This window comes from Ramlibacter tataouinensis (assembly GCF_027941915.1).
GTDB classification, from domain to species: Bacteria; Pseudomonadota; Gammaproteobacteria; order Burkholderiales; family Burkholderiaceae_C; genus Ramlibacter; species Ramlibacter tataouinensis_C.
The window spans coordinates 1,698,997-1,724,812 of the sequence record NZ_CP116009.1; the positions used below are offsets into that span (position 1 = coordinate 1,698,997).

A 25,816-nucleotide genomic window follows, 5' to 3' on the forward strand; every position below is an offset into this window, starting at 1 on the left:
GTACCGTGTCCGCTCGCTTTCTGGGTCGAAAAGACCGACCGCTGTCCGAGAGGTGATCCGATGCGCAGGCCAGCTTTGTACAGCTCCAGCCGCCCGGCTCCTGCGCAGCAGGCCACGGCGGCCGCGCAGCCCGCGCCCGAGACGGCGCAACCCTCCCCGCGCCGGCAGCGCTGGCGACTCGCCGCCCGCAGCCCGGCCATGATGTGGTCGGCCATCGCGCTGCTGGCAGCGCTGCTGGCCATGAGCCTGACGCTGCACATGGGCCCGGCGCCGCGCAAGATCACGCAGGCCGACATCAACGCGGCGGTACTCAAGACGCTGTCGAGCCAGCCGCTGCCCTCCGAGTACGCCCGCGCCTACGAGACCATCCGCCCATCGGTGGTGCGCGTGGTCAGCTACGTGAAGAAGGGCCGCCTCAAGGACGAGAAGACGGCGCGCCTGCATGCCGCCAAGCCCAAGCCGCTCGGGCCGGCGCAGGGCGCCGACCGCCAGGAAGCCGACGACGACGAGGAAGTCGAAGCCGGCGTCGGCACCGGCGTGGTGATCGTCGACAAGGGCGTGATCCTGACCAACCTGCACGTGGTGTCGGGCGCCGACAGCGTCAAGGTCACCTTCCACGACGGCCTGGAATCCAGCGCCACCATCACCGGCGCCCAGCCCGAGAACGACCTGGCGGTGTTGCAGGCCGCCAAGATCCCGGACGACATGATCGCCGCGACCATGCGCTCGACCGGCGACCTGGCCCCGGGCGACAAGGCATTGGTGGTGGGCTTTCCGTTCGGCATCGGGCCGTCGGCGTCCGGCGGCGTGATCTCCGGCCTGAACCGCTCGTTCCGCTCGCCCGAAGGCAAGCAGGAGATGACCAACCTGATCCAGTTCGACGCCGCCGCCAACCCTGGCAACTCGGGTGGCCCGCTGGTCACCATGGAAGGCGAGGTGGTGGGCATCGTCACGGCCATCCTCAACCCGACGCCGGCGCGCACGTTCCTGGGCATCGGCTTCGCTGTGCCGATCGAGAACGCCGCCCAGGCGGCCGGGCTCCCGCCCTTCTGAGCCGGCGCTGACGCAGGGCCGCGCCCCGGGCCATCCGCCAACGTCCTTCCGCCACCCTCCCCACCCGCAAAGGATCCCATGGACCAACCGAACACGCGGCAAGACAGCGCCACCGCCCGGCTGATGGAGCAGATCCTGTACGAGGTCAAGCGGGTGGTCGTGGGGCAGGACCGTTTCCTCGAGCGCGTGATGGTCGCCATGCTGGCCCAGGGGCACCTGCTGGTCGAGGGCGTGCCCGGGCTGGCCAAGACGCTGACCGTGAAGACGCTGGCCAACACCGTGCGCGGCCAGTTCAAGCGCATCCAGTTCACGCCCGACCTGGTGCCGGCCGACCTGGTGGGCACGCGCATCTACAACCAGAAGAGCGGCGAGTTCAGCACCTCGCTCGGGCCGGTGTTCACCAATTTGCTGCTGGCCGACGAGATCAACCGGGCGCCGGCCAAGGTGCAGAGCGCGCTGCTGGAAGTGATGCAGGAGCGCCAGGTCACCATCGCCGGCCAGACGCACAGGGTGCCCGAGCCCTTCCTGGTCATGGCCACCCAGAACCCGATCGAGACCGAGGGCACCTACCCGCTGCCCGAGGCCCAGGTCGACCGCTTCATGATGAAGGTGCTGGTCGACTACCCGAGCGACGAGGAGGAGTACGTCATCGTCGAGCGGGTCACCGGCCCCGCCGTGCACGTCTCGCCGGTGGCCACCACCGAGCAGCTCGCCGCCCTGCAGCACGAGTGCCGGCGGGTCTATGTCGATCCGTCGCTGGTGCAGTACGCGGTCAAGCTGGTGTCGGCCACGCGCAACCCGGAGCGCCACGGCCTGAAGGAGCTGGGCCGCTTCATCACCTTCGGCGCCAGCCCGCGCGGCACCATCAGCCTGACCGAAGGGGCCCGCGCGCTGGCCATGCTGCGCGGGCGCACCTACGCCCTGCCCGAGGACATGACCGACCTGGTCCCCGACGTCCTGCGGCATCGGCTGGTGCTGTCGTACGAGGCGCTGTCCGAAGGCAAGAACGCGGACGCCGTGATCGGCCAGATCATGGCCCGCATCCCGGCGCCGGCGCGCCCGCTGGAACATGAAAAGCTGGTGGCCTAAGGCCCCGCCCCGAAGCGCCGGCGAGGCCGCACCGGACGCCGCGCCCCCGGCACCGGCGACAGCCGATGCCGTGCTGCGCCGGCTGGAGTGGACCGTGATCCGCCGCCTCGACGGCCTGCTGCAGGGCGACTACCGCACCCTGCTGCGCGGCGCCGGGCTGGACCTGGCCGACCTGCGCGAGTACCAGCACCAGGACGACGTGCGCCACATCGACTGGAACGTCACCGCTCGCACCGACACGCCGCACGTGCGCGTGTTCACCGAAGACCGCGAGATGGCCGCCTGGTTCCTGCTGGACCTCAGCCCGTCGGTCGATTTCGGTTCGGGCGAGCAGCGCAAGCGCAACGTGTCGGCCGAATTCGTGGCGGTGCTGGCCCGCATGCTCACCCGCCACGGCAACCGGGTCGGCGCCTTGCTGTACGGCTCGGGGGTCGACACGGTGATCCCGACGCGCGGCGGGCGCCGCCACGTGCTGCACCTGCTGCACACCTTGCAGGCCCGCCCGGCCGGCCAGGAGGGCGGCCCGACCCGGCTGCGCGACCTGCTCGACTCCGCCGCCGGGCTGATCCAGCGGCGCTCCACCGTGTTCGTGGTGTCCGACTTCATCAGCGAGCCCGGCTGGGAACGCGCGCTGGCGCTGCTGGCACAGCGTCACGAAGTGGTGGCGGTGCGGGTGCTGGACCCGCTCGAGCTGCAGTTGCCCGACCTCGGCCTGCTCACCCTGCGCGACGCCGAAACCGGCGAGCAGCTGCTGGTGGACACGCACGACCCCGGCTTTCGCCGCCGCTTCGCCAGCGTGGCCGCGCAGCGCGAGGCCGAGCTGCGCGAGGCGCTGGCGCGCGCCGGCGTCGATGCGCTGGAGCTGTCCACCGATGCCGACCTGGTCGATGCCGTGATCCGGTTCACCGAGATGCGCAAGCGCCGCATCCGCCTGTCCGCCGGCGGCGGCATGCCGGCGCACCTGCAGCCGGCCGCCGCCTGAACGGGAGGACCCCATGCATTTCCTCTGGCCCGAGTTCCTTTGGCTGCTGCTGGCGGCGCCGCTGCTGGTCGTGCTGTACGTCTGGCTGCTGCGCCGCAAGAAGAAGCTGGCGCTGCGCTATGCGTCGCTGTCGATCGTCAAGGAGGCGATGGGGCCCGGGCAGACCGTCCGCCGGCACGTCCCGCCGGCGCTGCTCCTGCTGGCGCTGGTCGCCATGCTGCTGGCGGCGGCCCGCCCGACCGCCGTGGTCACGCTGCCGTCCAACCAGCAGACCATCATCCTGGCCATGGACGTGTCGGGCAGCATGCGCGCGGCCGACGTCCAGCCCAACCGGCTGGTGGCGGCGCAGAACGCCGCCAAGGCCTTCCTGGCCGAGTTGCCGCGCCACGTGAAGGTCGGCATCGTGGCCTTCGCCGGTTCGGCCCAGGTGGCGCAGCTGCCCACCGTCAACCGCGAGGACCTGGTCACCGCCATCGACCGCTTCCAGCTGCAGCGGGCCACCGCCACCGGCAACGCGATCGTGATCTCGCTGGCGACGCTGTTTCCCGACCAGGGAATCGAGCTGGCCGCGCTGCAGGGCGGGCGAGAGCGCCAGCGCGGCTTCGCCATCGACACGGACCCGACGAAGGAAAAGAAGCCCTTCACGCCGGTGGCGCCCGGCTCCTACAACTCGGCCGCCATCATCATGCTGACCGACGGCCAGCGCACCACCGGCGTCGATCCGCTGGATGCGGCCAAGATGGCGGCCGAGCGCGGCGTGCGCGTCTACACCGTGGGCATCGGCACCGTCGACGGCGAGACCATCGGCTTCGAGGGCTGGTCGATGCGGGTGCGGCTGGACGAGGAGACGCTCAAGGCCATCGCCCAGAAGACCGACGCCGAGTACTTCTATGCCGGCAGCGCGCACGACCTGCAGAAGGTCTACCAGGCGCTCAGCTCCAAGCTGACCGTGGAGAAGAAGGAAACCGAGATCTCCGCCCTGTTCGCCCTGGCCGCCGCCGGGCTGGCGCTGCTGTCGGGCGCGCTGTCGCTGCTCTGGTTCAACCGGATCCTCTGAGCCGTCAGGCCAGCTTTCCCTCCACCAGCCGCAACTGCCGCCCGCAGCGCGCCGCCAGGTGCTCGTCGTGCGTGACCAGCACGAACGCCGTGCCGCGCTCGCGCGACAGCTGCAGCATGAGGTCGAACACGGCACCGGCGGTGACCCGGTCGAGGTTGCCGGTGGGCTCGTCGGCCAGCACGCAGTCGGGGCGGGTGACCAGCGCCCGCGCCACCGCGACGCGCTGGCGCTCGCCGCCGGACAGCTCCGCCGGGCGGTGCTGCAGCCGGTGGCCGAGCCCGACCGCGGCCAGCGCCTGGCTGGCCGCGCTGGCCCAGGCCTCGGGCGCCTCGCGCCGGATGCGCAGCGGCATGCCGACGTTGTCGAGGGCGCTGAATTCCGGCAGCAGGTGGTGGAACTGGTAGACGAAACCCAGGTGCCGGTTGCGCAGCGCACCCTGCTGCGCCGGGTTGAGCGACGCCATCGGCTGGCCGGCCAGCTGCACGCTGCCGGCGGTCGGTGCGTCCAGCCCGCCCAGCAGGTGCAGCAGCGTGCTCTTGCCCGAACCCGACGCGCCGACGATGGCCACGGTCTCGCCGCGGTGCACCTCCAGGTCGATGCCGCGCAGCACCGGCACGTCCAGGCCGCCCTCGGTGAAGCGCTTGGCCAGGCCGCGCGCCTGCAGCACCGGCTCACTCATAGCGCAGCGCCTCCGCCGGGTTGACGCGGCTGGCGCGCCAGCTCGGGTACAGGGTGGCCAGGAAGGCCAGCACCAGCGAGATCAGCGCGATCGGCACGATGTCGTCGGCTTGCGGGTCGCTGGGCATGCGGCTGATCAGGTAGATGTCGCGCGGCAGGAAGCTGGCGTTCAGCGCCCGCTCGAGCGCCGGCACGATCACGTCGATGTTCAGCGCGATGCCCAGCCCGAGCAGCAGCCCGGCCAGCGTGCCGACGACGCCGACGGTGGCGCCCTGCACCACGAAGATGCCCATGATGCTGCGCGGGCTGGCGCCCAGCGTGCGCAGGATGGCGATGTCGGCCCGCTTGTCGGTCACGGTCATCACCAGCGTGCTCACCAGGTTGAAGGCGGCCACCGCCACGATCAGGGTGAGGATGATGAACATCATGCGTTTTTCCAGCTGCACCGCCGCGAACCAGGTGCGGTTCTGGCGGGTCCAGTCGCGCACCACCACCGGGCCGGTCAGCGTCTGCGACAGCTCGGCCGCCACCTCGCGCGCCTGGTGCAGGTCCTGCAGCTTCAGGCGCACGCCGGTCGGCCCCTCCAGCCGGAAGATGCGCGCGGCATCTTCCTCGTGCAGCAGCACCAGCCCGCTGTCGTACTCGAAATGGCCGGAATCGAAGGTGCCGACCACCGTCATCTGCTTCAGGCGCGGCACGATGCCGGCCGGCGTCACCTGGCCGCTGGGCGCGATCAGCGTCACCGGGTCGCCCTCGTGCACGCCCAGCGCGCGCGCCAGCTCGATGCCCAGCACCACGCCGAATTCGCCCGGCACCAGCCGCGCCAGCACGCGCGGCGTGGTGGCGCGGCCCAGGTCGGTCACCGCGGGCTCCAGCGCCGGCTCGATGCCCCGCACGATGGCGCCGCGCATGTCCTCGCCGCGCGCGATCAGCGCCTGCGCCGAGATGAAGGGGGCGGCGCCGGTCACCTGCGGATGGCTGCGCGCCTCGCGCATCGTGCGCTGCACGTCCGGCAGCACGCCGCCGCCGGGACCGTAGATCTCGATGTGCGAGACCACGCCCAGCATGCGGTCGCGCACTTCCTTCTGGAAGCCGTTCATCACCGACAGCACGATGATCAGCGCCGCCACGCCCAGCGCGATGCCGAGCATGGAGACGCCGGAGATGAAGGAGATGAAGCCGTTGCGGCGGGCGGCCCGGCCGGCCCGGGTGTAGCGCCAACCCAGTGCCAGCTCGTAGGGGATACGCATGCGGGGGTCCGGTTGTGGGCGCGATTGTGGCATCCACGACAATCGGGGCCATGTCGGACGCTGTCCACTTGTTGATCCCCTTTGCCGCGTGCAGTGCCGACGGCTGCCGCGAACGCCTGGCCTCGCTGCGCCTGCCGAACCTGGAGCGGCTGCTGGCCGCGATGGCGCCGGCCCAGCAGGTCGCCGGCGACGAGCACACGCTGTCGATGCCGCACGAGCGCGTGCTGGCGCGCGAATGCGGCCTGCAGGCGCCCGACGGCCTGCTGCCCTTCGCCGCCTGGGAAGCGATGCAGGCCGGCATCGATCCGGCCGGCCAGGCCTGGGCCTGGGTGACGCCCTGCCACTGGCGGGTGGGCACCGACCACGTCTTCATGCACCACCCGCAGGAACTCGCGCTCGATGCGCAGGAATCGCAGGCGCTGCTGGCCGCGCTGCGGCCCTACTTCGAGCAGGACGGGCTGCAGCTGGCGTACGAGGCGCCCACGCGCTGGCTGGCCAGCGGCCCGCTGTTCGCGCAGGTGCCCTGCGCTTCGCTCGACCGGGTGGTGGGCCGCGTGATCGACGCCTGGATGCCGCGCGGCGAAGCGGGCAAGCCGCTGCGCCGGCTGCAGCAGGAGATGCAGATGCTGCTGTACACCCACCCGGTCAACGAGGAGCGCAGCCGCGGCGGCCAGCTGCCGGTCAACTCGTTCTGGGTGAGCGGCAACGGCGTGCTGCCGCCCGGCCACGCGCCGGAGCCGCCACCCGAGCTGCGCATCACGCACTACCTGCGCGATGCCGCGCTGCGGCAGGACTGGGCCGCCTGGGCCGCCGGCTGGCAGCAGATCGACGAGGGCGAAGGGGCCTGGCTGCTGCAGGCGGCCGGCGCCGGCCAGTCCGTGGCGGTCAGCCTGTGCGGCGACCGGCAGGCGCGCACCTGGCGCAGCGCCGGCGGCGGCTGGCGCCGCCGGCTGGCCGCGGCCTTCTCGCGGCAGCGCGCTGTCGACTGGCTGGCCGAGCTGTGAAGATCGTTCCCCGCGATGTGCCCCCGCGCGCCGCCTGGGCGCTGGAGCAGGCCGGCATCCATCCGCTGCTGGCGCGCCTGTATGCGGCCCGCGGCGTCAGCGACCGCGAGGAACTCGACGACGGCCTGGGGCGCCTGTTGCCGCCGGCCGGCCTGAAGGGCGTGGCCGAAGCGGCCGTCCTGCTGGCCGATGCCATCGCCGCGCACCAGCGCCTGTGCGTGGTCGCCGACTACGACTGCGACGGTGCCACGGCCTGCGCGGTGGCCGTGCGCGGCCTGCGGCTGCTGGGCGCGCAGCACGTCGATTACCTCGTGCCGGACCGCGTGGCCGACGGCTACGGGCTCACGCCGCCGATCGCGCGGCGCGTCAAGGACAGCGGCGCCGACGTCCTGATCACGGTGGACAACGGCATCGCCAGCGTCGAAGGCGTGGCTGCCGCCCATGCGCTGGGGCTGCAGGTGCTGGTGACCGACCACCACCTGCCCGGCCCCGCGCTGCCGGCCGCGGCCGCCATCGTCAACCCCAACCAGCCCGGGTGCGATTTCGAGAGCAAGAGCATCGCCGGTGTCGGCGTGATGTTCTACGTGCTGCTGGCGCTGCGCGCCGAGCTGCGCGCGCGCGGCGTGTTCGATGCCCGGCCCGCCGCCGGGCCGCCCCAAGGCGGGCCGGCCCCCGCCGGGGGCAGCTCTCGCGAGGCCGAGGGCGTGGGGGTGCCAGTTCGGCAACCGAAGCTCGATGCCCTGCTGCCGCTGGTGGCACTGGGCACCGTGGCCGACGTGGTGCGGCTGGACGCCAACAACCGGCGGCTGGTGGCGCAGGGCCTGCGCCGCATCCGCGCCGGCGCCCTGCCCTGCGGGCTGGCCAGCCTGTTCGCGGCGGCCGGCCGCCGGCCGCAGGCCGCCACCACCTTCGATCTCGGCTTCGCGCTCGGCCCGCGCATCAACGCCGCCGGCCGCCTGTCCGACATGCGCCTGGGCATCGAATGCCTGCTGACCGACGACCCCGCGCGCGGTGCCGAGCTGGCCCAGCGCCTGGACGGCATCAACCGCGAGCGCAAGGACATCGAGGGCGAGATGCGCGAGCAGGCGCTGGAGCTGGCCGAGACGCTGATCGAGCCCGGCCAGGAGCCGCCGCCGGCGCTGTGCGTGTTCGACCCGGACTTCCACGAGGGCGTGGTCGGGATCGTGGCCTCGCGGCTGAAGGACCGGTTCCACCGCCCCAGCTTCGTCTTCGCCGCCAGCCAGGCGCCCGGGCGCGAGCACGAACTCAAGGGTTCGGGCCGCTCGATCCCCGGCTTCCACCTGCGCGATGCGCTCGACCTGGTGGCCAAGCGCCACCCCGGCGTGCTGCTGCGCTTCGGCGGCCACGCGATGGCGGCCGGATGCACCATCGCCGAAGAGCACCTGGACACCTTCGAGCAGGCGCTGGCGCAGGTCGCGCAGGAATGGCTGGATGCCGCCACCCTGCTGCGGCGCCTGGCCACCGACGGCCCGCTGGCGCCCGAGTACCGGCGGCCGGACCTGGTGGACACGCTGCACCAGCAGGTCTGGGGCCAGGGCTTCGCGCCCCCGGTGTTCAGCGAGGAGATGGACGTGCTGTCGCAGCGCATCGTCGGCGAGCGGCACCTGGCGGTGCGGCTGCGCCACCATGGCCAGCCGGTGGACGGCATCTGGTTCGGCCGCACCGATCCGCTGCCGGCGCGCGCCCGCATCGCCTACCGGCTCGAAGCCGATGAGTACCAGGGCGTGCGCCGGGTGCGTTTCCTGATCGAAGGCGTGGAGAGCGAAGCCTAGCGGGACTGCCGCGCCCCGGCCTCGTCGAGCCAGGCGAACAGGCGCCCGGCCACCGCCTGCAATTGCGCATCGGCCATGCCCTGGGCCCGCGCCAGTTGCCACAGCGCGTACTCGCGGTCGCCCAGCATCATGGCGGTGCTGACGCAGCGCCCGTGGCCGGCCATCAGCAGCGTGAACGTGCCCAGCAGCTCGGTCGGGCAGTAGCCCGCCGCCGCAGCCGGCGACTCGAACTCATCCGAGACCTCGAGCGAAGCCGGGAGCGGTTCGGCCAGGCCGGATCGGACGGCGGTCATGGCAGTCTGCACCCCCTCACCGGACGGCCAGCTCGACCGGGTGCCCGCCCGGGCCCGGGCCGTAGAACACGGCGCAGTCCTCGCCGGTGGGGATCTGGCACTGCAAGGCGGCCGGTTGCGCGGCCAGCACGACCGTGCCGCGGCGCTCATCGGCCTGGCGCACCTGGCTGCTGCACAAGGCGAACAGGGCCAGCAGCTGGGCGCCGGCAAGGGCGGCGGCGACCAGCCAGAACACCGGGTCGCGCGGGCGACCGTCGCGGGGATCGATCAAGCGGAACAGCATGGCTGGGCGGATCGGGCGGGGACAGCCTGATCTTGGGCCGGGCCGCGCAGCCCGGGCGCTGACACGGGCGCAAGCGGCGGTAGGACAAAATCGCCGACGCATGACCCCTTTCCTCGACGCCCGCGCGACCACCCGTGCCCTTGCACCGCTGGCGCTGGTGCGGTCCCTCGAAGCCCTGCTGGCCGACCCGGCCGTGCAGGTGCCCGAACGGCTGGTGCAGCCGCTGCCGGGCGGCGGCAGCCTGTTCGTGATGCCGGCGCTGGACGGCCGCATCGCCATCACCAAGCTGATCACCTTCACGCCGGCCAATGCCGGCACGCCGCGCCCGGCGATCCAGGGCGACGTGGTCGTGTTCGACGCCGCCACCGGGACGCGCACGCTGGTGCTGGACGGCCCCGCCGTCACCGCGCAACGCACCGCCGCCGTGTCCTTGCTGGCCGCGCAGCGGCTCGCCCCGGTGCCGGACGGGCCCCTGCTGATCGTGGGCGCGGGCGCACAAGGGCTGTCGCACCTGGAGGCCTTCCAGGCCGGACTGCCGGTCCGCGAGGTGCGGGTGGCGTCGCGCAGCCGCGCCAGCGCCGAGCGCCTGGCGCAGCGCGCCCGGGAACTCGGGCTGACGGCGCTCGTGGTGGACGACCCCGACCGCGCCCTGGCCGATTGCCCGCTGGTGGTGACCTGCACCCCGGCCAGCGGCGTGGTGCTGCGGTCGCGGCCGCGCGACGATGCCTTCATCGCCGCCGTCGGCGCGTTCACGCCCGCCATGGTCGAGTTGGGGCCCGAGCTGTGCCGCCACTGCGCGCAGCGGGGCCGCATCGTGCTCGACACGCCGGACGCGGTGCACGAAGCCGGCGACCTGATCCAGGCCGGCCTGGACCTGGCGGCGCTGGCCTCCTTGCGCGACGTGGTGCAGGGCCGCGTGCCGAGCGGCGGCGGCCCGGTCCTGTTCAAGAGCTGCGGCTGGGCCGGCTGGGACCTGGCGGCGGCGCGCTGCGCCACCGGCTGAGCGGGCGGTGCGCCTTCAGGCCTTGGGCAGCGTGACCCCGCGCTGGCCCTGGTACTTGCCGCCGCGGTCCTTGTAGCTGGTCTCGCAGGGCTCGTCGCTCTCGAAGAACAGCACCTGGGCGCAGCCCTCGCCAGCGTAGATCTTGGCGGGCAGCGGCGTGGTGTTGGAGAACTCCAGCGTCACGTAGCCTTCCCACTCGGGCTCGAACGGCGTGACGTTGACGATGATGCCGCAGCGCGCGTAGGTGCTCTTGCCCAGGCAGATGGTCAGCACGTTGCGCGGGATGCGGAAGTACTCCAGCGTGCGCGCCAGCGCGAAGCTGTTGGGCGGGATGATGCAGACGTCGTCGTGGAAATCGACGAAGCTCTTCTCGTCGAAATTCTTCGGGTCCACCACCGTGCTGTGGATGTTGGTGAAGACCTTGAATTCCGGGGCGCAGCGGATGTCGTAGCCGTAGCTCGAGGTGCCGTAGCTGATCACCCGGCGGCCGTCCACCTGGCGCACCTGGCCGGGCTCGAAGGGCTCGATCAGCCCGTGCTGCTCGGCCATGCGGCGGATCCACTTGTCGCTCTTGATCGTCATCGGCTGCTGCTCCTCGGGCGCGAATTGTAGGTGGGCGCTCGCCCCCGCCTCCTGGCCGATGTCAAGCGATCGGCGCGCCGCCGACGTACACCTGCTCGACCACCCGGTCGTCGCCCAGCACGATCAGCGAGAACAGCAGCTCGTCCAAGCTGCCGGCCTGCGCCACCTTGCGCGCCAGCAGCGGCAGGGCGCGCGGCTCCAGCAGCAGGAAATCGGCTTCGCAGCCGGGCTGCAGGTTGCCGATCACGCCCCCGAGGCCGAGCGCCTGCGCCGCCCCGGCGGTGTGCTGCCACCACAGGTTCTGCGGCGACAGGCTCACGCCCGGCTTGGTCTGGCCTTCGCGGCCCACGCAGTAGGCCGCCAGCATGGTGTGGAAGGGGTTGAAGCTGGTGCCGCCGCCGACGTCGCTGGCCAGGCCGTGGCGAAAGCCGATGCGCCGGGCGCCCTCGTAGTCGAAGAAGCCGCTGCCCAGGAACAGGTTGCTGGTGGGGCTCACGGCCGCCGCCGCGCCGGTGTCGCGCAGCAGCGCGCGGTCGGTGTCGTCGATGTGGATGCAGTGGGCATAGACGGCGCGCTCGCGCAGCAGGCCGAAGCCTTCGTACACCGCCAGGTAGCTGCGGGCGGCCGGGAACAGCTCGCGGGCCCAGCGGATCTCGTCGCGGTTCTCGGCCACGTGCGACTGGATCCAGACGTCCGGGTACCGGGCGGCCAGCTCGCCGGCGCCGCGCAGCTGGGCTTCGCTGCAACTGGGCGCGAAGCGGGGCGTGATCGCGTAGCCCAGCCGCTCGACGCCCTGCCAGCGGCGGATCAGCGCCTCGGTGTCGGCCAGGGATTGCGCCGTCTCGTCGCGCACGCCATCGGGCGAATGGCGGTCCTGCAGCACCTTGCCGGCGATCAGCCGCAGGCCGCGCGCGCGTGCAGCCGCCATCAGCGCATCCACCGAGGCCGGGTGCGAGCTGCAGAAGGCCAGCGGGGTGGTCACGCCGTGGCGCAGCAGCTCGTCCAGGAACACCTGCGCCACGAGGTCGGCGTGGTCGCGGTCGGCAAAGCGCGCCTCGTGCGGGAAGGTGTACTGCTCCAGCCACGGCAGCAGGCCCTCGGCCGGCGAGCCGATCACGTCGGTCTGCGGAAAATGCACGTGCAGGTCGATGAAGCCAGGCGCCAGCAGCTTGCCGGGGTGGTGCTCCACCGCCACGCCCGGGTAGTTGGGCGCGAGCGCCTGCCAGGAGCCGGCCGCCCGCACCACGGGCCGGCCGTCCGCGCCGGGGCCGATCAGCAGCAGGCCGTCATCCTCGTACAGGGCCGAGCCGTCATCGGCAAAGCGCAGCAGCGCGGCGCGGAAGGCTTTCATTTGCCCAGTGTGCCCTGCACGCCCTCGACCAGGAAGTCCATGCCCAGGATCCGTTCGTCCGACAGCGCCCGGCCGGGCGGCACCACCGGGTTCCCGCGGTTGTCCTGGATCGGCCCGGCAAAGGGGTTGAGCCTGCCGGCGGCGAGGTCGCGCTGGCGCGCCAGCACCTCGTCGCGCACGGCGGGCGGCACCCGGGGGCCGAAGTGCTCGACCTTGACCATGCCGTCGCGCACGCCGCCCCAGAACTGCTGCGGCTTCCAGGTGCCGTCCAGCACCTGCCGGGCGCGGCGGGTGTAGTAGTCGCCCCAGTGGTGGGTCACGGCCAGCAGCTGCGCATCGGGCGCGGCGAAACGCATGTCCGAGTGGTAGGCGATGGCCAGCTTGCCGCGCTCCTGCGCCGCCGCCATCACCGCCGTCGAGGCGCTGTGGAAGGCGACCACGTCGGCCTGCTGGTTGAACAGCGTCATCGCCGCTTCGCGCTCGCGCGGCGGGTCGAACCAGGTGTTCAGCCAGATCACCTTGACCTGGGCAGCCGGATCGACCGAGCGCATGCCCAGCGTGAACGCGTTCAGCCCCTGCAGCACCTCGGGGATGGGAAAGCCGGCGACGTAGCCGGCCACGTGGGTGCGCGTCATGCGGCCGGCCGCCACCCCGGCCAGATAGCGGCCTTCGTAGTAGCGCGCATTGGCGGTAGCGACGTTGGGCGCGGTCTTGTAGCCGGTGATGGACTCGAACTTCACCTGCGGGAAGTCGCGCGCCACCTTCAGGGTCGGCTCCATGTAGCCGAAGCTGGGCGTGAAGATCAGGCCGTAGCCCTGCTGCGCCAGGTCGCGGATCACGCGCTCGGCGTCCGCGCCTTCCGGCACGTTCTCGACCGAGCGGGTCTGCACGCGCTGGCCGAGCGCTGCCTGCACGGCCTCGCGGCCTTCCTCGTGCTGGCGCACCCAGCCGGCGGGGGTCAGGGGCGCCACGTGCACCCACGCGATCTTCAGCGGGGGTGGCGGCTGGGACGTGGCGGGAAGCGAAAGAAGGGCGGCCGCGAATGCGGCTGCGAGGTTTTTGTACATGGTGTTCCTCTACATGGCCAGAACAGGTTCCCCCCCGAAGCGGCCTTCGGCCGCCTCCCCCAGGGGGCGCCACCAGCGGCCCGGCAAAGCCGGTTCCGCGGTGGTCGCTGGAAGGGCCACCGCACGCGGAAGGTCTGAGCGACGGAGCCTGGCCTTGGAGCAGGAACTGCCGCTGTTGGCGCAGCGGCAGGGGGCAATTCTAGGCGCTCAGGCGGGCGCGAAGCGGCGCGCGGCGATCTCCAGCAGGCCGTCGAAGATCAGGCTGTCCACCAGTTCGAACGGCACCGACATGTGCGGCGCCATCTTCCAGCCGGCGCCGCCGGTCATGAAGCAGGCCGGTTCGGCGCCGCAGTGCCGGCGCACGTGCTGCACCATGCGCTCGACCGCGCCGGCGATGGCGTAGGTGCCGCCACTGGTCAGCGCGTCGCTGGTGTTGGTGGGAAATTCGCGCACTTCGCCGGTGGGCACGTGCAAGCCGGCGGTGCCGGATTCGAGGGCGCGCAGCATGATGCCGTGCCCCGGCAGGATGAAGCCGCCGAGGAAGCGGCCGTCCGTATCGATCGCCTCGACAGTGACGGCGGTGCCGACCATCACCACCACAATCGGCCGTTGCGGACCCCTGGCCAGCATCCGGTGGCGCGCGCCGACCATGGCCACCCAGCGGTCGGCGCCCAGCCGCGCCGGGTGGTCGTAACCGTTGGATAGCCCCGCCTCTTCGACGCTGGCATGAACCCACTGCGAGGAAATGCCCCAGGCCTCCTCCACCTGCTGCTCGGCGCGGCGCCGCACCGGATCGGCCGCCACCGCACAGCCGATCATCCTGTGCGGCGCGGGCAGTCCGGCCCAGGGGCCTTCGGCCAGCCGTTCGATGTGTTCCAGGAATTCGGCCCCCTGGGCCAGCAGCTGCGCCCCCGGCCGGGCCTGGTCGTACAGCGCCCATTTCAGGCGCGTGTTGCCGATGTCGATCGCGAGCAGGGACACGCCGGGCTTCTCAGGCGGCTGCCGCGAGCTGCTCGCCCATGGCGGCAAGCAGGCGCGCCAGCGCGTCCTCGTGCTGGCGCAACTGGTCGCACTCGGCCAGCAGGCGGTCGAGGCGCTTGCGCAGCTCCTCATGGATCTGCTGCGGGCCTTTCAGGTTCAGGCCGGCGACCTTGCCCTCGGCGGCGGCGCTGGCCAGCGTGCCCAGGCGCGAGCGCCACTCGCGGATTTCGGTGGCCGCCGCCCTGGGCATCTGCGCCATCAGCGCGGCGCGCCGCTCGGCGGTCGCGCGCACCTCCTGGTGCGCCTGCTGCGAGGCGGTGGCGGCGGCGCGCAACGCCTTCAGCCGCACGACCAGGGTCTCGCAGCGGGCCGCGTCCGCCCGCACCTGCTCCTGGGCAGCCGGGTCGGCGGCCGCCTGGCCCTGGCGCGACTTGAGCTGGTTGCGCATGTCCTGCAGCCAGCGCGCACCCTGGTCGATGATCTTGTCCAGCGCCCGGTACTCGACCTCCAGCTCGACCAGCGCGCGTTCGGCCGCCGCGGCGGGGGCCGTCTGCTGCTGCTGCACGGCGGCCGCCTCGCCGGCGAAGCCCTTGGCCACCCCCTCGATCTGCTCGATGCGCCCGGCGAATCCGGCCCCGGCGTCACGGCTCTTGCCGGTGACCTTCGCCCACAGGCCCTGGGGTTGCAGGACCGTGAAGTCCAGCGGGTCCAGCGCCTGCCGCAGCCGCTGCAGCACCGGCTGGACGCTCGCCGCCTGCGACGCGCGGGCATGGCCTTCCAGTTCCAGCGCCAGCTCCGCCAGCCGCTTGACGTGGGCATGGCCCACGTCCGCCGCCATCTGGTCGAGAAAGGCCGCCGGCGAGACCGGCGCGCGGGCGGTCGCGGCCACCTGGGCCAGCTTGGCCGGGGTCATCAGGGAAGCCGTGCGGTCGTGGGAGGGGTCCATGGCTCTGGAGGGCAGGACGGAGGGAGCGCCAATATACCCGCCTGCGGTTGTGCTCTGCGCCGGGCAGGGACAAGGCGCGCCGAGGCCTCAGATGGCGCCCAGCCAGCAGGCGCGCTGGATCGCGGCCAGCTTGCTGTCCACCCGCAGCTTGGCCATGGCATTGGCCAGGTGGTAGTTCACCGTGCGCTCGGCGCAGTGCAGGCGCTGCGCGCTCTCGCGCGCGGTCAGGCCCTGGAAGGCCAGCACCAGGCAGTCGCGCTCGCGCGGGCTGAGCCGGGAGCGCCCGGCGGCGATGCAGCGCCGCACGCGCGGCCAGATGTTCAGGGCCGACCACACCAGCGCCGCCGCTTCGCCGCGGTCGCCCAGCGCGCGCGGGCTGAACATGAAGCATTCGAAGGCGCGGCCGGCCGGCAGCGGGAACTCCACCCGCACCAGGGTCTGGTAGCCGTGCGCCGTCCACAGCAGCCGCCAGCGGCTGTCGTCCCGCTCTTCGGCACGGGCGATGTACTGCCAGGCGACCAGCGGTGCGTCGGAATCGCGCCAGGTGACCCCGAAGTCACCGCTGGCGGCCAGTGCCTGGGCCGCACCCGCCAGCGGCGGGGGATGCACCGCGACCACCTGGCGGTCCTCGGGCGTGCCGAAGGGGTCGGGCCCGAGCACGACGATCGCTTCGACCGAGAGATCGCGCAAGGCGCCCACCCAGTCGCTCAGGACCGAATCCAGGTCCAAACTGTCAAAGTTAGCAGGCTCGCCCATTCACCCGGCTGTCATTTGGCGCCGGGCTGTGACAATAGCAGCATCGTGCGACCGATCCCCAACCGTTCCGCCCCGCCCGCATGACTTTCCCTTTGTTCAGCCGACCGGGCGCCCTCGCCTTCCTCGACGACGACCCGGACTACCTGGAGATGCTGGCCCTGGTGGTGCCGCGCCGCTGGCACGCCCGGTTGTTCGTGCAACCGCGCGAGTGCATGACCCGGCTGCGCAAGGAGCTGCCGTTCTGGGAAGCCGACGCCTGGAGCCAGCAGGAGCTGGTCAACCAGTGGCGCGCCGGCCGCCCGCTGGTGCCCCAGGTGCTGGCCTACTGGGCCCGCAGCAGCGAACGCTTTTCGCTCACCCGCGTGTTCATGGTGGACTACTCGATGCCGGAGATGGACGGCCTGCAGGTGCTGGGGGAGATGGGCGAATGGCCGGGCGCGCGGGTGCTGCTCACCGGCCAGGCCGACGACCAGGTCGCCATCGACGCGTTCAACGGCGGGCTGATCGAGCAGTTCATTCCCAAGCAGACCGGCGACATCGGCCAGCGCCTGCAGGAGGTGGTCGAACGGCTGATGACGGCGCCCCACCCGGCCCATGCCCAGACCTGGCGCGCCACGCTCAAGCCCGAGCAGCTGGCGCTGCTGCGCGAGCCGGGCGTGGCCCGCGACCTCGCCTCGCTGGCGGCCGGGCGCTGGGTGGAGCACGTGGTGATCGGCGACCCGTTCGGCGTGCTGGGGCTGGACGCCGCTGGCCGGGCCGGCTGGCTGCAGCTGGAGACCACCGCCGCCCTGCCCGCGCTGGCCGAGATGGCGCAGCTCGAAGGGCTGGACGCCGCCACCGTGGCCGAGGTCCGTGCCGGACGCCGGCTGGCCAGCGTGGAAGTGAGCCAGTCGCTGCGCCAGCCCCCGCAGGTGGCGGACGCCATCCCGGTGGGCGACGACGGCAAGCTGCGGGCAGCCTGGTTTCCGCTGGACGCCTCCGGCCTGGGCGACGCCGGTTATGCCCACTGGCTGGCGCGCCAGCCCCAGCGCCGCGTGCGGGCCTGACCATCGGTCCGGCAACGGGGCTGGGCGGGTCGCGGCCATCGATCGATTCAAGGCGAACCCGGCCGGCGCCGGGGCGCCGCCCCTGTCAGATCTGACAGGCGCCGGCGGGGCGAGTGGCCCGCGCGCACGGCGGCCTCAGGCCAGCTTGCCGTGGCAATGCTTGTACTTCTTGCCGCTGCCGCACGGACAAGGGTCGTTGCGGCCCACGCGCGGCACCGCGCCGGCGGCCAGCGCTGCCGCCGCCGCGATCGGGCGCGAAGCGGCGGTACTCTCGTCGAGCCGGCTCTCGGCTTCGCCGGTCTCGGTGGGCGCGGTGTAGGTGACGTTGGCGATGCGCTCGGCACGCTCTTCCAGGTCCTCGGCGGCCTGCTCGAGCTGGGCGCCGGACTGCACCCGCACCGTCATGAGGACCCGGGTCACCTCGTTCTTGACCGAGTCCAGCAGCTGGCCGAACAGCTCGAAGGCCTCGCGCTTGTACTCCTGCTTCGGTTGCTTCTGCGCGTAGCCGCGCAGGTGGATGCCCTGGCGCAGGTAGTCGAGGGCGGCCAGGTGCTCGCGCCAGTGCGAGTCGATGCTCTGCAGCAGGACGACCCGCTCGAACTGCGTGAAGTTCTCGGCGCCGATCTCGGCCACCTTGCGCTCGAACGCCTGGTTGGCCGCCTCCAGCACTTTCTCGACCACGTCCTCGTCGGTGATGGCGCTCGCTTCCTCCACCTGGCTGGCCAGCGCCAGCTGGATGCCCCAGTCGTCGGCCAGCGCCTTCTCCAGCCCGGCGAGGTCCCACTGCTCCTCGACCGACTCGGCCGGCACGTACTGGCGCGCCAGGTCGGTGAAGCAGCCCTCGCGCAGGCCGGCGATCTGGGCCGACAGGTCGGCCGCGTCCATGATGTCGTTGCGCTGCTGGTAGATCACCTTGCGCTGGTCGTTGGCGACGTCGTCGTACTCCAGCAGTTGCTTGCGGATGTCGAAGTTGCGCGCCTCGACCTTGCGCTGCGCGCTCTCGATGCTGCGGGTGACGATGCCGGCCTCGATGGCTTCGCCGTCGGGCATCTTCAGCCGATCCATGATGGCCTTGACACGGTCGCCGGCGAAGATGCGCATCAGCGGGTCGTCCAGGCTCAGGTAGAAGCGCGAGGAGCCCGGGTCGCCCTGGCGGCCGGAGCGGCCGCGCAGCTGGTTGTCGATGCGGCGCGACTCGTGCCGCTCGGTGGCGATGATGCGCAGGCCGCCCTGCTGCACGACGAGCTCGTGGTCCTTCTGCCATTGCTCGCGCAGCGCCGCGATCTTGTGCTGCCGGGCGGCGGCGTCCAGCGACTCGTCGGCCTCCACCGCCTCGACCGCCTTTTCCACGTTGCCGCCCAGCACGATGTCGGTGCCTCGGCCGGCCATGTTGGTGGCGATGGTGATCGACTTCGGCGCGCCGGCCTGGGCCACGATGTCGGCCTCGCGCGCGTGCTGCTTGGCATTGAGCACCTGGCGCGGCAGGCCTTCCTTGGCCAGCAGCTCGTCGATGATTTCCGAGTTCTCGATCGAGCTGGTGCCCACCAGCACCGGCTGCCCGCGCTCGTGGCAGGCCCTGATGTCCTGGATCGCAGCGGCGTACTTCTCGCGCGTGGTCTTGTACACGCGGTCGAGCTGGTCGTCGCGCCGGCTCGGCCTGTTGGGCGGGATCACCACCGTCTCCAGGCCGTAGATCTCCTGGAATTCGTAGGCCTCGGTGTCGGCCGTGCCGGTCATGCCGGCCAGCTTGCCGTACAGGCGGAAGTAGTTCTGGAAGGTGATCGAGGCCAGCGTCTGGTTCTCGGCCTGGATCGGCACGCCTTCCTTGGCCTCCACCGCCTGGTGCAGGCCATCGCTCCAGCGCCGGCCCGCCATCAGGCGGCCGGTGAATTCGTCGACGATCACCACCTCGGGCTGGCCGTCCTCGCCGCGCTGCACCACGTAGTGCTGGTCGCGGTGGTACAGGTGCTTGGCGCGCAGCGCCGCGTACAGGTGATGCACCAGGGTGATGTTGGCCGGGTCGTACAGCGTCGCGCCGGGCGCGATCAGGCCGCGTTCGGCCAGGATGCGCTCGGCGTTCTCATGGCCCTGCTCGGTCAGGTAGACCTGGTGCGCCTTCTCGTCGACGGTGAAGTCGCCCGGCTTGATGACGCCCTCGCCGGTGCGCGGGTCGGCCTCGCCCTCCTGGCGGCTGAGCAGCGGCACGACCTTGTTCATGGCGATGTACAGGTCGGTGTGGTCCTCGGCCTGGCCGCTGATGATCAGCGGCGTGCGCGCCTCGTCGATCAGGATCGAGTCGACCTCGTCGACGATGGCGTAGTTCAGCTCCCGCTGCACGCGGTCGCCCGGCTCGTACACCATGTTGTCGCGCAGGTAGTCGAAGCCGTACTCGTTGTTGGTGCCGTAGGTGATGTCGGCGCCGTAGGCGGCCTGCTTGTCCTCGCGCGGCATCTGCGGCAGGTTGATGCCGACGCTCAGGCCGAGGAAGTTGTACAGCCGACCCATCCACTGGGCGTCGCGGCTGGCCAGGTAGTCGTTCACCGTCACCACGTGGACGCCCTTGCCGGCCAGCGCGTTCAGGTACACCGGCAGCGTGGCGGTGAGCGTCTTGCCCTCGCCGGTGCGCATTTCGGCGATCTTGCCCTGGTGCAGTGCGATGCCGCCCATTAGCTGCACGTCGAAGTGGCGCATCTTCATCACGCGCTTGGAGCCTTCGCGCACCACCGCGAAGGCCTCGGGCAGCAGCGCATCCAGGGTTTCGCCGTTGGCGACGCGGTCCTTGAACTCCTGCGTCTTGGCGCGAAGCTGCTCGTCGCTCAGCTTCTCCAACTGCGGCTCCAGCGCGCCGATCTGGCCCACGGTGCGCCGGTATTGCTTGAGCAGGCGGTCGTTGCGGGAGCCGAAAATCTGGGTGAGGAAGTTCTTGGTGGCCATGAACACGGTGCTGCCCTGCCGGCCCGCAAAGGCCTGGCAGGGCAGCTCAATCCTTCTTGTGCTGCAGCAGGTGGGGCTGCCGGGCGGCAAGGCAAGCGCCCGGCCGGTCGGCAAAGGGTGCGATTTTACCGCCGGGCCGCAGGCTGGCCGCGCACGCCGCCGCCGGCGGCCGGAGCGGCCGCCACTTCGGCGCCGGCCTTGAGGAACTTCTGCGGGTCCTGCGGCACGCCCTGCACCAGCACCTCGAAATGCAGGTGCGGCCCGGTGGAGCGGCCGGTGCTGCCGACCTCGGCGATCTTCTGCCCTCGCTTGACCAGGTCGCCCTTGCGCACCCACAGGCGCGAGGCATGGGCGTAGCGCGTTACCAGCCCGTTGCCGTGGTCGATCTCGATCATCTGGCCGTACGCCGGGTGCAGCTCCTGCGCCACCACCACGCCGCCCGATGCCGCCAGGATCGGCGTGCCGGGTTGCGCCTCGAAGTCCAGCCCGGTGTGCAGCGCCGAGCGGCCGGTGAAGGGGTCGATGCGCCAGCCGAAGGCCGAACCCAGCGATCCGTCGACCGGGTGCTGGGTGGGGATCATCATCCGGCGCACCTTCTGGTCGAACAGGCGCGACTCGACCACCGTCAGCAGGTCAACGCCGTGGTCGGCCATCGCGTCCAGCTCGGCCAGCGTCCCATTGAGCTCGTCCATCGACAGCGGCCGGCCCGACACCAGCGCGCCGCCGCGCCCCGGCGTGGCCTTGATCTCGGCCGGGTTCAGGCCGGCCAGGCCGGACACCCGCTCGCCGAGTGCCTCGAGCTGGACCAGCTTGGCCTGCATCTCGCCCAGCCGGCGCGCCAGGGCGTCGAGGTTTTCGCGCAGGTAGCGGTCGCGCTGCTCGAATTCGTCCTTGACGATCAGCCGCACCAGGGTGCCGACCACCGGCCAGCCTTCGCGCGCGCCCTTGAGGAATACCCAGTGGTAGAGCAGCGCCGCCGACAGCATCAGGGCCAGCGACAGGCCGGCCAGCGCCAGCAGCAGCCGCGGGCCGCTGAGATGGATGGCCCGGCTCCTGGCGAGCCAGGCGTCCGTGATAATGAAATGCACTCGCGTCCCCCTCGTCCCGCCGTCCCCGTGAACCGTCGTCAGCACTCCCTCACCCTGCTCCAGGCCGCCGATGCCTCGCCCACATTGGCGCGGCTGGCGGCGCTGGCGCGCGAGTCCGGCGAACGGCTCCGGGCGGTCGAATCGCTGATCCCCGCCCCGCTGCGCCCCCTGGTGAAGGCCGGGCCGATCGATGGACCGGCCTGGTGCCTGCTGGTGGAGGGCAACGCCGCGGCCGCCAAGCTGAGACAGCTGCTGCCTGCGCTGCAAGCTCATCTGTGCGGCCGGGGGTGGGAGGTTACCGCAATCCGGATCAAGGTCCAAGCGCGCGGCGGCTGAGGCCGGGCGGACGGCGGTGCGGCGATGGGCTGGTGCCGATTGTCGGGATCGAACTGACGACCTACCGCTTACAAGGCGGTTGCTCTACCACTGAGCTAAATCGGCGTGCGCGCGAATTCTAGAACGGGCCCGGGAAGGCCCGCCCTTCACTTGACTCGCTTGAGCGCGGGCCGCGGGCCGGCGGGCGGCTTGGGCGGCTCGCTTTCGGGGCCGGCTCCGTCGCCGGCGCTCTCGGGGGTGACCAGTTGCACCACCTTGCCGTCCGGCTCCGGCGCAGATCCAGTTCCGGCGGCGGCCACGCTGGTGAGCGGTGAAGGCCGGGGTGCCGGTGTTCCGGGAGCCGGCACCGGAAAGGCCATGCCCTGGCCGTTCTCTCGGGCGTAGATCGCGATCACCCGGTTGATGGGCACCATGATCTCGCGGGCGCTGCCGGCAAAACGGGCCTTGAACTCGATGAATTCGTTGCCCAGCTTGAGCGAGCTGGTCGCGTCGAAGCTGATGTTGAGGACGATCTCGCCGTTCTTGACGTACTCGCGCGGCACCTGGACGGTCTCGTCCACCTGCACGGCCACGTACGGCGTCAGGCCGTTGTCCGTGCACCAGTCGTACAGCGCCCGGATCAGGTACGGGCGCGTCGAGGTGGACTCCAGGGCATTCATCGTTCCGGCCTGCCGCCTTCTTTCTACTTGCGCATCACCTTCTCGGAAGGCGTCAGGGCTTCAATGTACGCCGGGCGCGAGAAGATCCGCTCGGCGTACTTGAGCAACGGAGCCGCATTCTTGGACAACTCGATGCCGTAGTAGTCCATGCGCCACAGCAGCGGTGCAATCGCCACGTCGAGCATGGAGAAGTTGTCGCCCAGCATGTACTTGTTCTTCAGGAACACCGGGGCCAGCTGGGTCAGCCGGTCGCGGATGTGCGAGCGGGCCTTCTCCAGCGCCTTCTCGTTGCCCTTGTTGCTGCGCGACTCGAGCGTGCTGACGTGGGTGAACAGCTCCTTCTCGAAGTTGAGCAGGAACAGCCGCACGCGCGCGCGGTCGACCGGGTCGCCCGGCATCAGTTGCGGGTGCGGGAAGCGCTCGTCGATGTACTCGTTGATGATGTTCGACTCGTACAGGATGAGGTCGCGCTCGACCAGGATGGGCACCTGGCCGTACGGGTTCATCACGTTGATGTCTTCCGGCTTGTTGTACAGGTCGACGTCGCGGATCTCGAAGTCCATGCCCTTTTCGAACAGCACGAACCGGCAGCGGTGGGAGAAGGGGCAGGTGGTCCCCGAGTACAGCACCATCATGGTCAATGGCTCCTAGCAAAAAAATCGAAACACGGTCGGCAAGCCGACCGTGTCCTTGATGGCACGGGCCCGCAGGCCGGGCCGCGTTCTTTCCTGAGCAGGCGCGCCCGGCACGGGCGCCGCTTCCTGCCCTATTTAACGTCTTTCCAGAATGCCGCGTTGAGGCGCCAGGCAATCACGGTGAAGGCCAGCAGGAACAGCAGCACCCAGACACCCACGCGCACCCGCGACTTCTGGGCCGGCTCGGCCATCCACTGCAGGTAGCCCACCAGGCTGGCCACCGCCGCGTCGTACTCGGTCGCGGACATGGTGCCGGGCGTGATCTGCTTCCAGCCCTTGAACACCTGCACCTCATGGCCATGCGCGCCGGTCTTCTCGAACACCGGCTCGCGTTCGCCCTGCAGCTCCCACAGGGCATGCGGCATGCCCACATTGGGGAACACCAGGTTGTTCCAGCCGGTGGCCTTGGTCGAGTCGCGGTAGAAGGTGCGCAGGAAGGTGTACAGGTAGTCGGCTCCCGTGCCGCCGTGGCCCGAGCGCGAGCGCGCGACCAGGGTCAGGTCGGGCGGGTTGGCGCCAAACCACTCCTTGGCCTGCTTCGGATCGATCGCGGCCTTCATGGTGTCGCCCACCTTGTCGGTGGTGAACAGCAGGTTGTCCTTGATCTGCTGCTCGCTCAGCCCGATGTCGGCCAGCCGGTTGTAGCGCATGTACGCCGCCGAATGGCAACCCAGGCAGTAGTTGACGAACAGCTTGGCGCCGGTCTGCAGCGCGGGCAATTCGTTGGTCTTGTCCGGCGCCTTGTCCCACGCGACGCCGTTGGTGGCAGCGTGGGCGGGCAGCAGCGCGGCCAGCGACAGTGCGAGGGAGAGGAGAAGCTTTTTCATTCTAATCGTCCCCGGTGTCAGTGCGCGGCGAAGGTGATGCGGTCGGGCACCGGCTTGAACTCGCCCAGCCGGCTCCACCACGGCATCAGCAGGAAGAAGCCGAAGTACAGCAGCGTGCCGACCTGCGCCACCCGCGTGAAGACCGGCGTCACCGGCTGCACGCCCAGGTAGCCGAGCACCAGGAAGATCACCACGAAGGCGGCGTACACCGCCTTGTGCCAGTCCGGACGGTAGCGGATCGACTTGACCGGGCTCTTGTCCAGCCAGGGCAGGAAGAACAGGATCATCACCGAGCCGCCCATCACCACCACGCCCCAGAACTTGGCGTCGATCGCCAGCATCAGGGCGATGGCGACGGCCGCGGCGACGCCGGTGGCGATCTTGCCGGCCATGCCCATGCGCGACTTCAGGAACGCGAAGGCAGTGGCAGCCACCACGCAGAGCACCAGCGCGTACATCATCTCGCTGGTGATGGCGCGCAGCATCGAGTAGAAGGGCGTGAAGTACCACACCGGCGCGATGTGCGCGGGCGTCTGCAGCGGGTCGGCCGGGATGAAGTTGTTGTACTCCAGGAAGTAGCCGCCGAACTCGGGCGCGAAGAAGATGACGGCCGAGAACAGCATCAGGAACACCGACACGCCCACGATGTCGTGCACCGTGTAGTAGGGGTGGAACGGGATGCCGTCCAGCGGCTTGCCGTTCTCGTCCTTCGGGGCATTGGGGCCCTTGATCTCGATGCCGTCCGGGTTGTTGGAGCCGACGTCGTGCAGCGCCAGCAGGTGCGCCACCACCAGCCCCAGCAGCACCAGCGGCACGGCGATCACGTGGAAGCTGAAGAAGCGGTTGAGGGTGGCGTCGCTCACCACGTAGTCGCCGCGGATCAGCAGCGCCAGGTCAGGGCCGATGAAGGGGATGGCGGAGAACAGGTTGACGATCACCTGGGCGCCCCAGTAGGACATCTGACCCCACGGCAGCAGGTACCCCATGAAGGCCTCGGCCATCAGCACCAGGAAGATGGCGCAGCCGAACAGCCAGACCAGCTCGCGCGGCTTGCGGTAGCTGCCGTACATCAGCCCGCGGAACATGTGCAGGTAGACGACGACGAAGAACGCCGATGCGCCGGTGGAGTGCATGTAGCGGATCAGCCAGCCCCACGGCACGTCGCGCATGATGTACTCGACCGAGGCGAACGCCAGGTTGGCGTCGGGCTTGTAGTGCATCACCAGGAAGATGCCGGTGACGATCTGGATCACCAGCACCAGCAGCGACAGCGAGCCGAAGAAGTACCACGCGTTGAAGTTCTTCGGCGCGTAGTAGCCCGACATGTGCTTCTCGTACTCCGAGAAGGCGGTCGGAAAGCGGTTCTCGAACCAGTTCGTGAGCTTGGCGCCCATGCTGGCGTTCGGGGAGATGTCCTTGAATTCAGCCATGGTGCTTTCCCGCTCAGGCCTTCTTGTCTTCGCCGATCAGCAGGCGGCTGTCGGACAGGTACATGTAGGGCGGCACCTCCAGGTTGTCGGGCGCGGGCTTGTTCTTGAAGACGCGGCCGGCCAGGTCGAAGGTCGAGCCGTGGCAGGGGCACAGGAAGCCGCCCTGCCAGTCATCGGGCAGCGAGGGCTGCGGGCCGGCCTGCAGCCTGTCGGTGGGCGAGCAGCCCAGGTGCGAGCAGATGCCGACGGCGACGAACACGTCGGGCTTGATCGAGCGGTACTGGTTCTTCGCGTACTCGGGCGTCGGATAGGCGGTGCGCTCCGAGTTCGGATCGGCCACTTCCGGCTGGGTCTTTTCCAGCGTCGCCAGCATCTCGGGCGTGCGCTTGAGGATCCACACCGGCTTGCCACGCCACTCCACCGTCACCTTCTCGCCCGGCTTCAGGGCGGCAATGTCCACTTCCACCGGGGCCCCAGCCGCCTTGGCGCGCTCCGACGGCTGGAAGCTGGCCACGAAAGGAACGGCGGTGAACGCAGCGCCTGCGGCGCCGGCGCAACCGGACGCGATCAGCCACGTCCGCTTGCTGGTGTCCAGTGGGGTGTCACTCATGGGGTCCTCGAAGGGAGATCGCT

26 protein-coding genes and 1 tRNA gene are annotated in these 25,816 nt (G+C 70.9%); 9 read left to right on the forward strand and 18 right to left on the reverse strand.

Annotated features, from left to right (window positions below; translation table 11 throughout):
* The first annotated feature begins 60 nt into the window (after positions 1-60).
* From PE066_RS08025 to PE066_RS08040, 4 genes are all read left to right on the forward strand, one after another.
* Positions 61-1,053, forward strand: coding sequence for a S1C family serine protease (locus PE066_RS08025; RefSeq protein WP_271236028.1), 993 nt, complete (start codon positions 61-63; stop codon positions 1,051-1,053).
* 78 nt (positions 1,054-1,131) lie between these two features.
* On the forward strand, positions 1,132-2,142 hold the full coding sequence (locus PE066_RS08030) for an AAA family ATPase (RefSeq protein ID WP_271236029.1): 1,011 nt from the start codon (positions 1,132-1,134) through the stop codon (positions 2,140-2,142).
* A complete protein-coding gene (locus PE066_RS08035; protein ID WP_271236030.1) occupies positions 2,123-3,124 on the forward strand; it encodes a DUF58 domain-containing protein in 1,002 nt (333 codons plus the stop codon). The genes PE066_RS08030 and PE066_RS08035 overlap by 20 nt, the downstream gene beginning before the upstream one ends.
* A gap of 13 nt (positions 3,125-3,137) precedes the next feature.
* The gene (locus PE066_RS08040) at positions 3,138-4,181 is read left to right on the forward strand and encodes a VWA domain-containing protein (RefSeq protein WP_271236031.1); all 1,044 of its coding nucleotides are present in this window, start codon (positions 3,138-3,140) and stop codon (positions 4,179-4,181) included.
* A gap of 4 nt (positions 4,182-4,185) precedes the next feature.
* On the opposite strand, the gene lolD is transcribed toward PE066_RS08040, so the two are convergent.
* Both lolD and PE066_RS08050 read right to left on the reverse strand, forming a co-directional pair.
* Positions 4,186-4,860, reverse strand: coding sequence for a lipoprotein-releasing ABC transporter ATP-binding protein LolD (gene lolD / locus PE066_RS08045; protein ID WP_271236032.1), 675 nt, complete (start codon positions 4,858-4,860; stop codon positions 4,186-4,188).
* On the reverse strand, positions 4,853-6,109 hold the full coding sequence (locus PE066_RS08050; protein ID WP_271236033.1) for a lipoprotein-releasing ABC transporter permease subunit: 1,257 nt from the start codon (positions 6,107-6,109) through the stop codon (positions 4,853-4,855). Before PE066_RS08050 ends, lolD begins: the two co-directional genes overlap by 8 nt.
* 50 nt (positions 6,110-6,159) lie before the next feature.
* Here PE066_RS08050 and PE066_RS08055 point away from each other — a divergent pair, with 50 nt between their 5' ends.
* Both PE066_RS08055 and recJ read left to right on the forward strand, forming a co-directional pair.
* Positions 6,160-7,113: a phosphoglycerate mutase gene (locus PE066_RS08055; protein ID WP_271236034.1), complete on the forward strand. Its 954-nt coding sequence runs from the start codon at positions 6,160-6,162 to the stop codon at positions 7,111-7,113.
* Positions 7,110-8,906, forward strand: coding sequence for a single-stranded-DNA-specific exonuclease RecJ (gene recJ / locus PE066_RS08060; protein WP_271236035.1), 1,797 nt, complete (start codon positions 7,110-7,112; stop codon positions 8,904-8,906). Before PE066_RS08055 ends, recJ begins: the two co-directional genes overlap by 4 nt.
* On the opposite strand, the gene PE066_RS08065 is transcribed toward recJ, so the two are convergent.
* Both PE066_RS08065 and PE066_RS08070 read right to left on the reverse strand, forming a co-directional pair.
* Complete coding sequence (locus PE066_RS08065; RefSeq protein WP_271236036.1) at positions 8,903-9,199, reverse strand: hypothetical protein; 297 nt, start codon at positions 9,197-9,199, stop codon at positions 8,903-8,905. The two genes, recJ and PE066_RS08065, sit on opposite strands and share 4 nt — an antisense overlap.
* 16 nt (positions 9,200-9,215) lie before the next feature.
* Positions 9,216-9,482 carry a hypothetical protein gene (locus tag PE066_RS08070; RefSeq protein WP_271236037.1) on the reverse strand — a complete coding sequence of 89 codons (267 nt, stop codon included), beginning with the start codon at positions 9,480-9,482 and terminating at the stop codon, positions 9,216-9,218.
* A gap of 100 nt (positions 9,483-9,582) precedes the next feature.
* On the opposite strand from PE066_RS08070, the gene PE066_RS08075 reads away from it, so the two are divergent.
* Positions 9,583-10,485: a delta(1)-pyrroline-2-carboxylate reductase family protein gene (locus PE066_RS08075; protein ID WP_271236038.1), complete on the forward strand. Its 903-nt coding sequence runs from the start codon at positions 9,583-9,585 to the stop codon at positions 10,483-10,485.
* A gap of 15 nt (positions 10,486-10,500) precedes the next feature.
* Here PE066_RS08075 and dcd read toward each other — a convergent pair whose 3' ends face one another.
* The 6 genes from dcd to PE066_RS08105 all read right to left on the reverse strand — a co-directional run bounded on the left by dcd (position 10,501) and on the right by PE066_RS08105 (position 16,141).
* Positions 10,501-11,067, reverse strand: coding sequence for a dCTP deaminase (gene dcd / locus PE066_RS08080; protein WP_271236039.1), 567 nt, complete (start codon positions 11,065-11,067; stop codon positions 10,501-10,503).
* Between the two features lie 61 nt (positions 11,068-11,128).
* Positions 11,129-12,418, reverse strand: coding sequence for a guanine deaminase (gene guaD / locus PE066_RS08085; RefSeq protein WP_271236040.1), 1,290 nt, complete (start codon positions 12,416-12,418; stop codon positions 11,129-11,131).
* Positions 12,415-13,485 carry a BMP family ABC transporter substrate-binding protein gene (locus PE066_RS08090; RefSeq protein WP_271236041.1) on the reverse strand — a complete coding sequence of 357 codons (1,071 nt, stop codon included), beginning with the start codon at positions 13,483-13,485 and terminating at the stop codon, positions 12,415-12,417. Before PE066_RS08090 ends, guaD begins: the two co-directional genes overlap by 4 nt.
* A 207-nt stretch (positions 13,486-13,692) precedes the next feature.
* The gene (locus PE066_RS08095) at positions 13,693-14,466 is read right to left on the reverse strand and encodes a type III pantothenate kinase (RefSeq protein WP_271236042.1); all 774 of its coding nucleotides are present in this window, start codon (positions 14,464-14,466) and stop codon (positions 13,693-13,695) included.
* Positions 14,467-14,476: 10 nt separating this feature from the next.
* Positions 14,477-15,412: a hypothetical protein gene (locus tag PE066_RS08100; protein ID WP_271236043.1), complete on the reverse strand. Its 936-nt coding sequence runs from the start codon at positions 15,410-15,412 to the stop codon at positions 14,477-14,479.
* An 87-nt stretch (positions 15,413-15,499) separates the two neighbouring features.
* Positions 15,500-16,141, reverse strand: coding sequence for a helix-turn-helix transcriptional regulator (locus PE066_RS08105; RefSeq protein WP_336298453.1), 642 nt, complete (start codon positions 16,139-16,141; stop codon positions 15,500-15,502).
* A 107-nt stretch (positions 16,142-16,248) separates the two neighbouring features.
* On the opposite strand from PE066_RS08105, the gene PE066_RS08110 reads away from it, so the two are divergent.
* Positions 16,249-17,214 carry a response regulator gene (locus PE066_RS08110; protein ID WP_271236045.1) on the forward strand — a complete coding sequence of 322 codons (966 nt, stop codon included), beginning with the start codon at positions 16,249-16,251 and terminating at the stop codon, positions 17,212-17,214.
* Between the two features lie 135 nt (positions 17,215-17,349).
* Here the strand turns inward: PE066_RS08110 and secA are convergent, their stop codons facing one another.
* Both secA and PE066_RS08120 read right to left on the reverse strand, forming a co-directional pair.
* Positions 17,350-20,148: a preprotein translocase subunit SecA gene (secA, locus tag PE066_RS08115; protein WP_271236046.1), complete on the reverse strand. Its 2,799-nt coding sequence runs from the start codon at positions 20,146-20,148 to the stop codon at positions 17,350-17,352.
* Positions 20,149-20,273: 125 nt separating this feature from the next.
* Positions 20,274-21,236 (reverse strand): M23 family metallopeptidase, encoded by a 963-nt coding sequence (locus PE066_RS08120; RefSeq protein WP_271236047.1) that lies wholly within the window; start codon positions 21,234-21,236, stop codon positions 20,274-20,276.
* Between the two features lie 27 nt (positions 21,237-21,263).
* Between PE066_RS08120 and PE066_RS08125 the strand changes: the two genes are divergently transcribed.
* Positions 21,264-21,572 (forward strand): hypothetical protein, encoded by a 309-nt coding sequence (locus PE066_RS08125; RefSeq protein WP_271236048.1) that lies wholly within the window; start codon positions 21,264-21,266, stop codon positions 21,570-21,572.
* 30 nt (positions 21,573-21,602) lie between these two features.
* On the opposite strand, the gene PE066_RS08130 is transcribed toward PE066_RS08125, so the two are convergent.
* The 6 genes from PE066_RS08130 to petA form a co-directional block, all read right to left on the reverse strand.
* Positions 21,603-21,677, reverse strand: a tRNA-Thr gene (locus tag PE066_RS08130).
* A 41-nt stretch (positions 21,678-21,718) separates the two neighbouring features.
* Entirely contained in the window at positions 21,719-22,231 is a 513-nt protein-coding gene (locus tag PE066_RS08135; RefSeq protein ID WP_271236049.1) for a ClpXP protease specificity-enhancing factor, read from the reverse strand.
* A 23-nt stretch (positions 22,232-22,254) separates the two neighbouring features.
* The gene (locus PE066_RS08140; protein ID WP_271236050.1) at positions 22,255-22,866 is read right to left on the reverse strand and encodes a glutathione S-transferase N-terminal domain-containing protein; all 612 of its coding nucleotides are present in this window, start codon (positions 22,864-22,866) and stop codon (positions 22,255-22,257) included.
* Between the two features lie 131 nt (positions 22,867-22,997).
* A complete protein-coding gene (locus tag PE066_RS08145) occupies positions 22,998-23,753 on the reverse strand; it encodes a cytochrome c1 (protein WP_271236051.1) in 756 nt (251 codons plus the stop codon).
* A gap of 17 nt (positions 23,754-23,770) precedes the next feature.
* Positions 23,771-25,183 (reverse strand): cytochrome b, encoded by a 1,413-nt coding sequence (locus PE066_RS08150; protein ID WP_271236052.1) that lies wholly within the window; start codon positions 25,181-25,183, stop codon positions 23,771-23,773.
* 13 nt (positions 25,184-25,196) lie between these two features.
* Complete coding sequence (petA, locus tag PE066_RS08155) at positions 25,197-25,793, reverse strand: ubiquinol-cytochrome c reductase iron-sulfur subunit (RefSeq protein WP_271236053.1); 597 nt, start codon at positions 25,791-25,793, stop codon at positions 25,197-25,199.
* Positions 25,794-25,816: the final 23 nt, after the last annotated feature.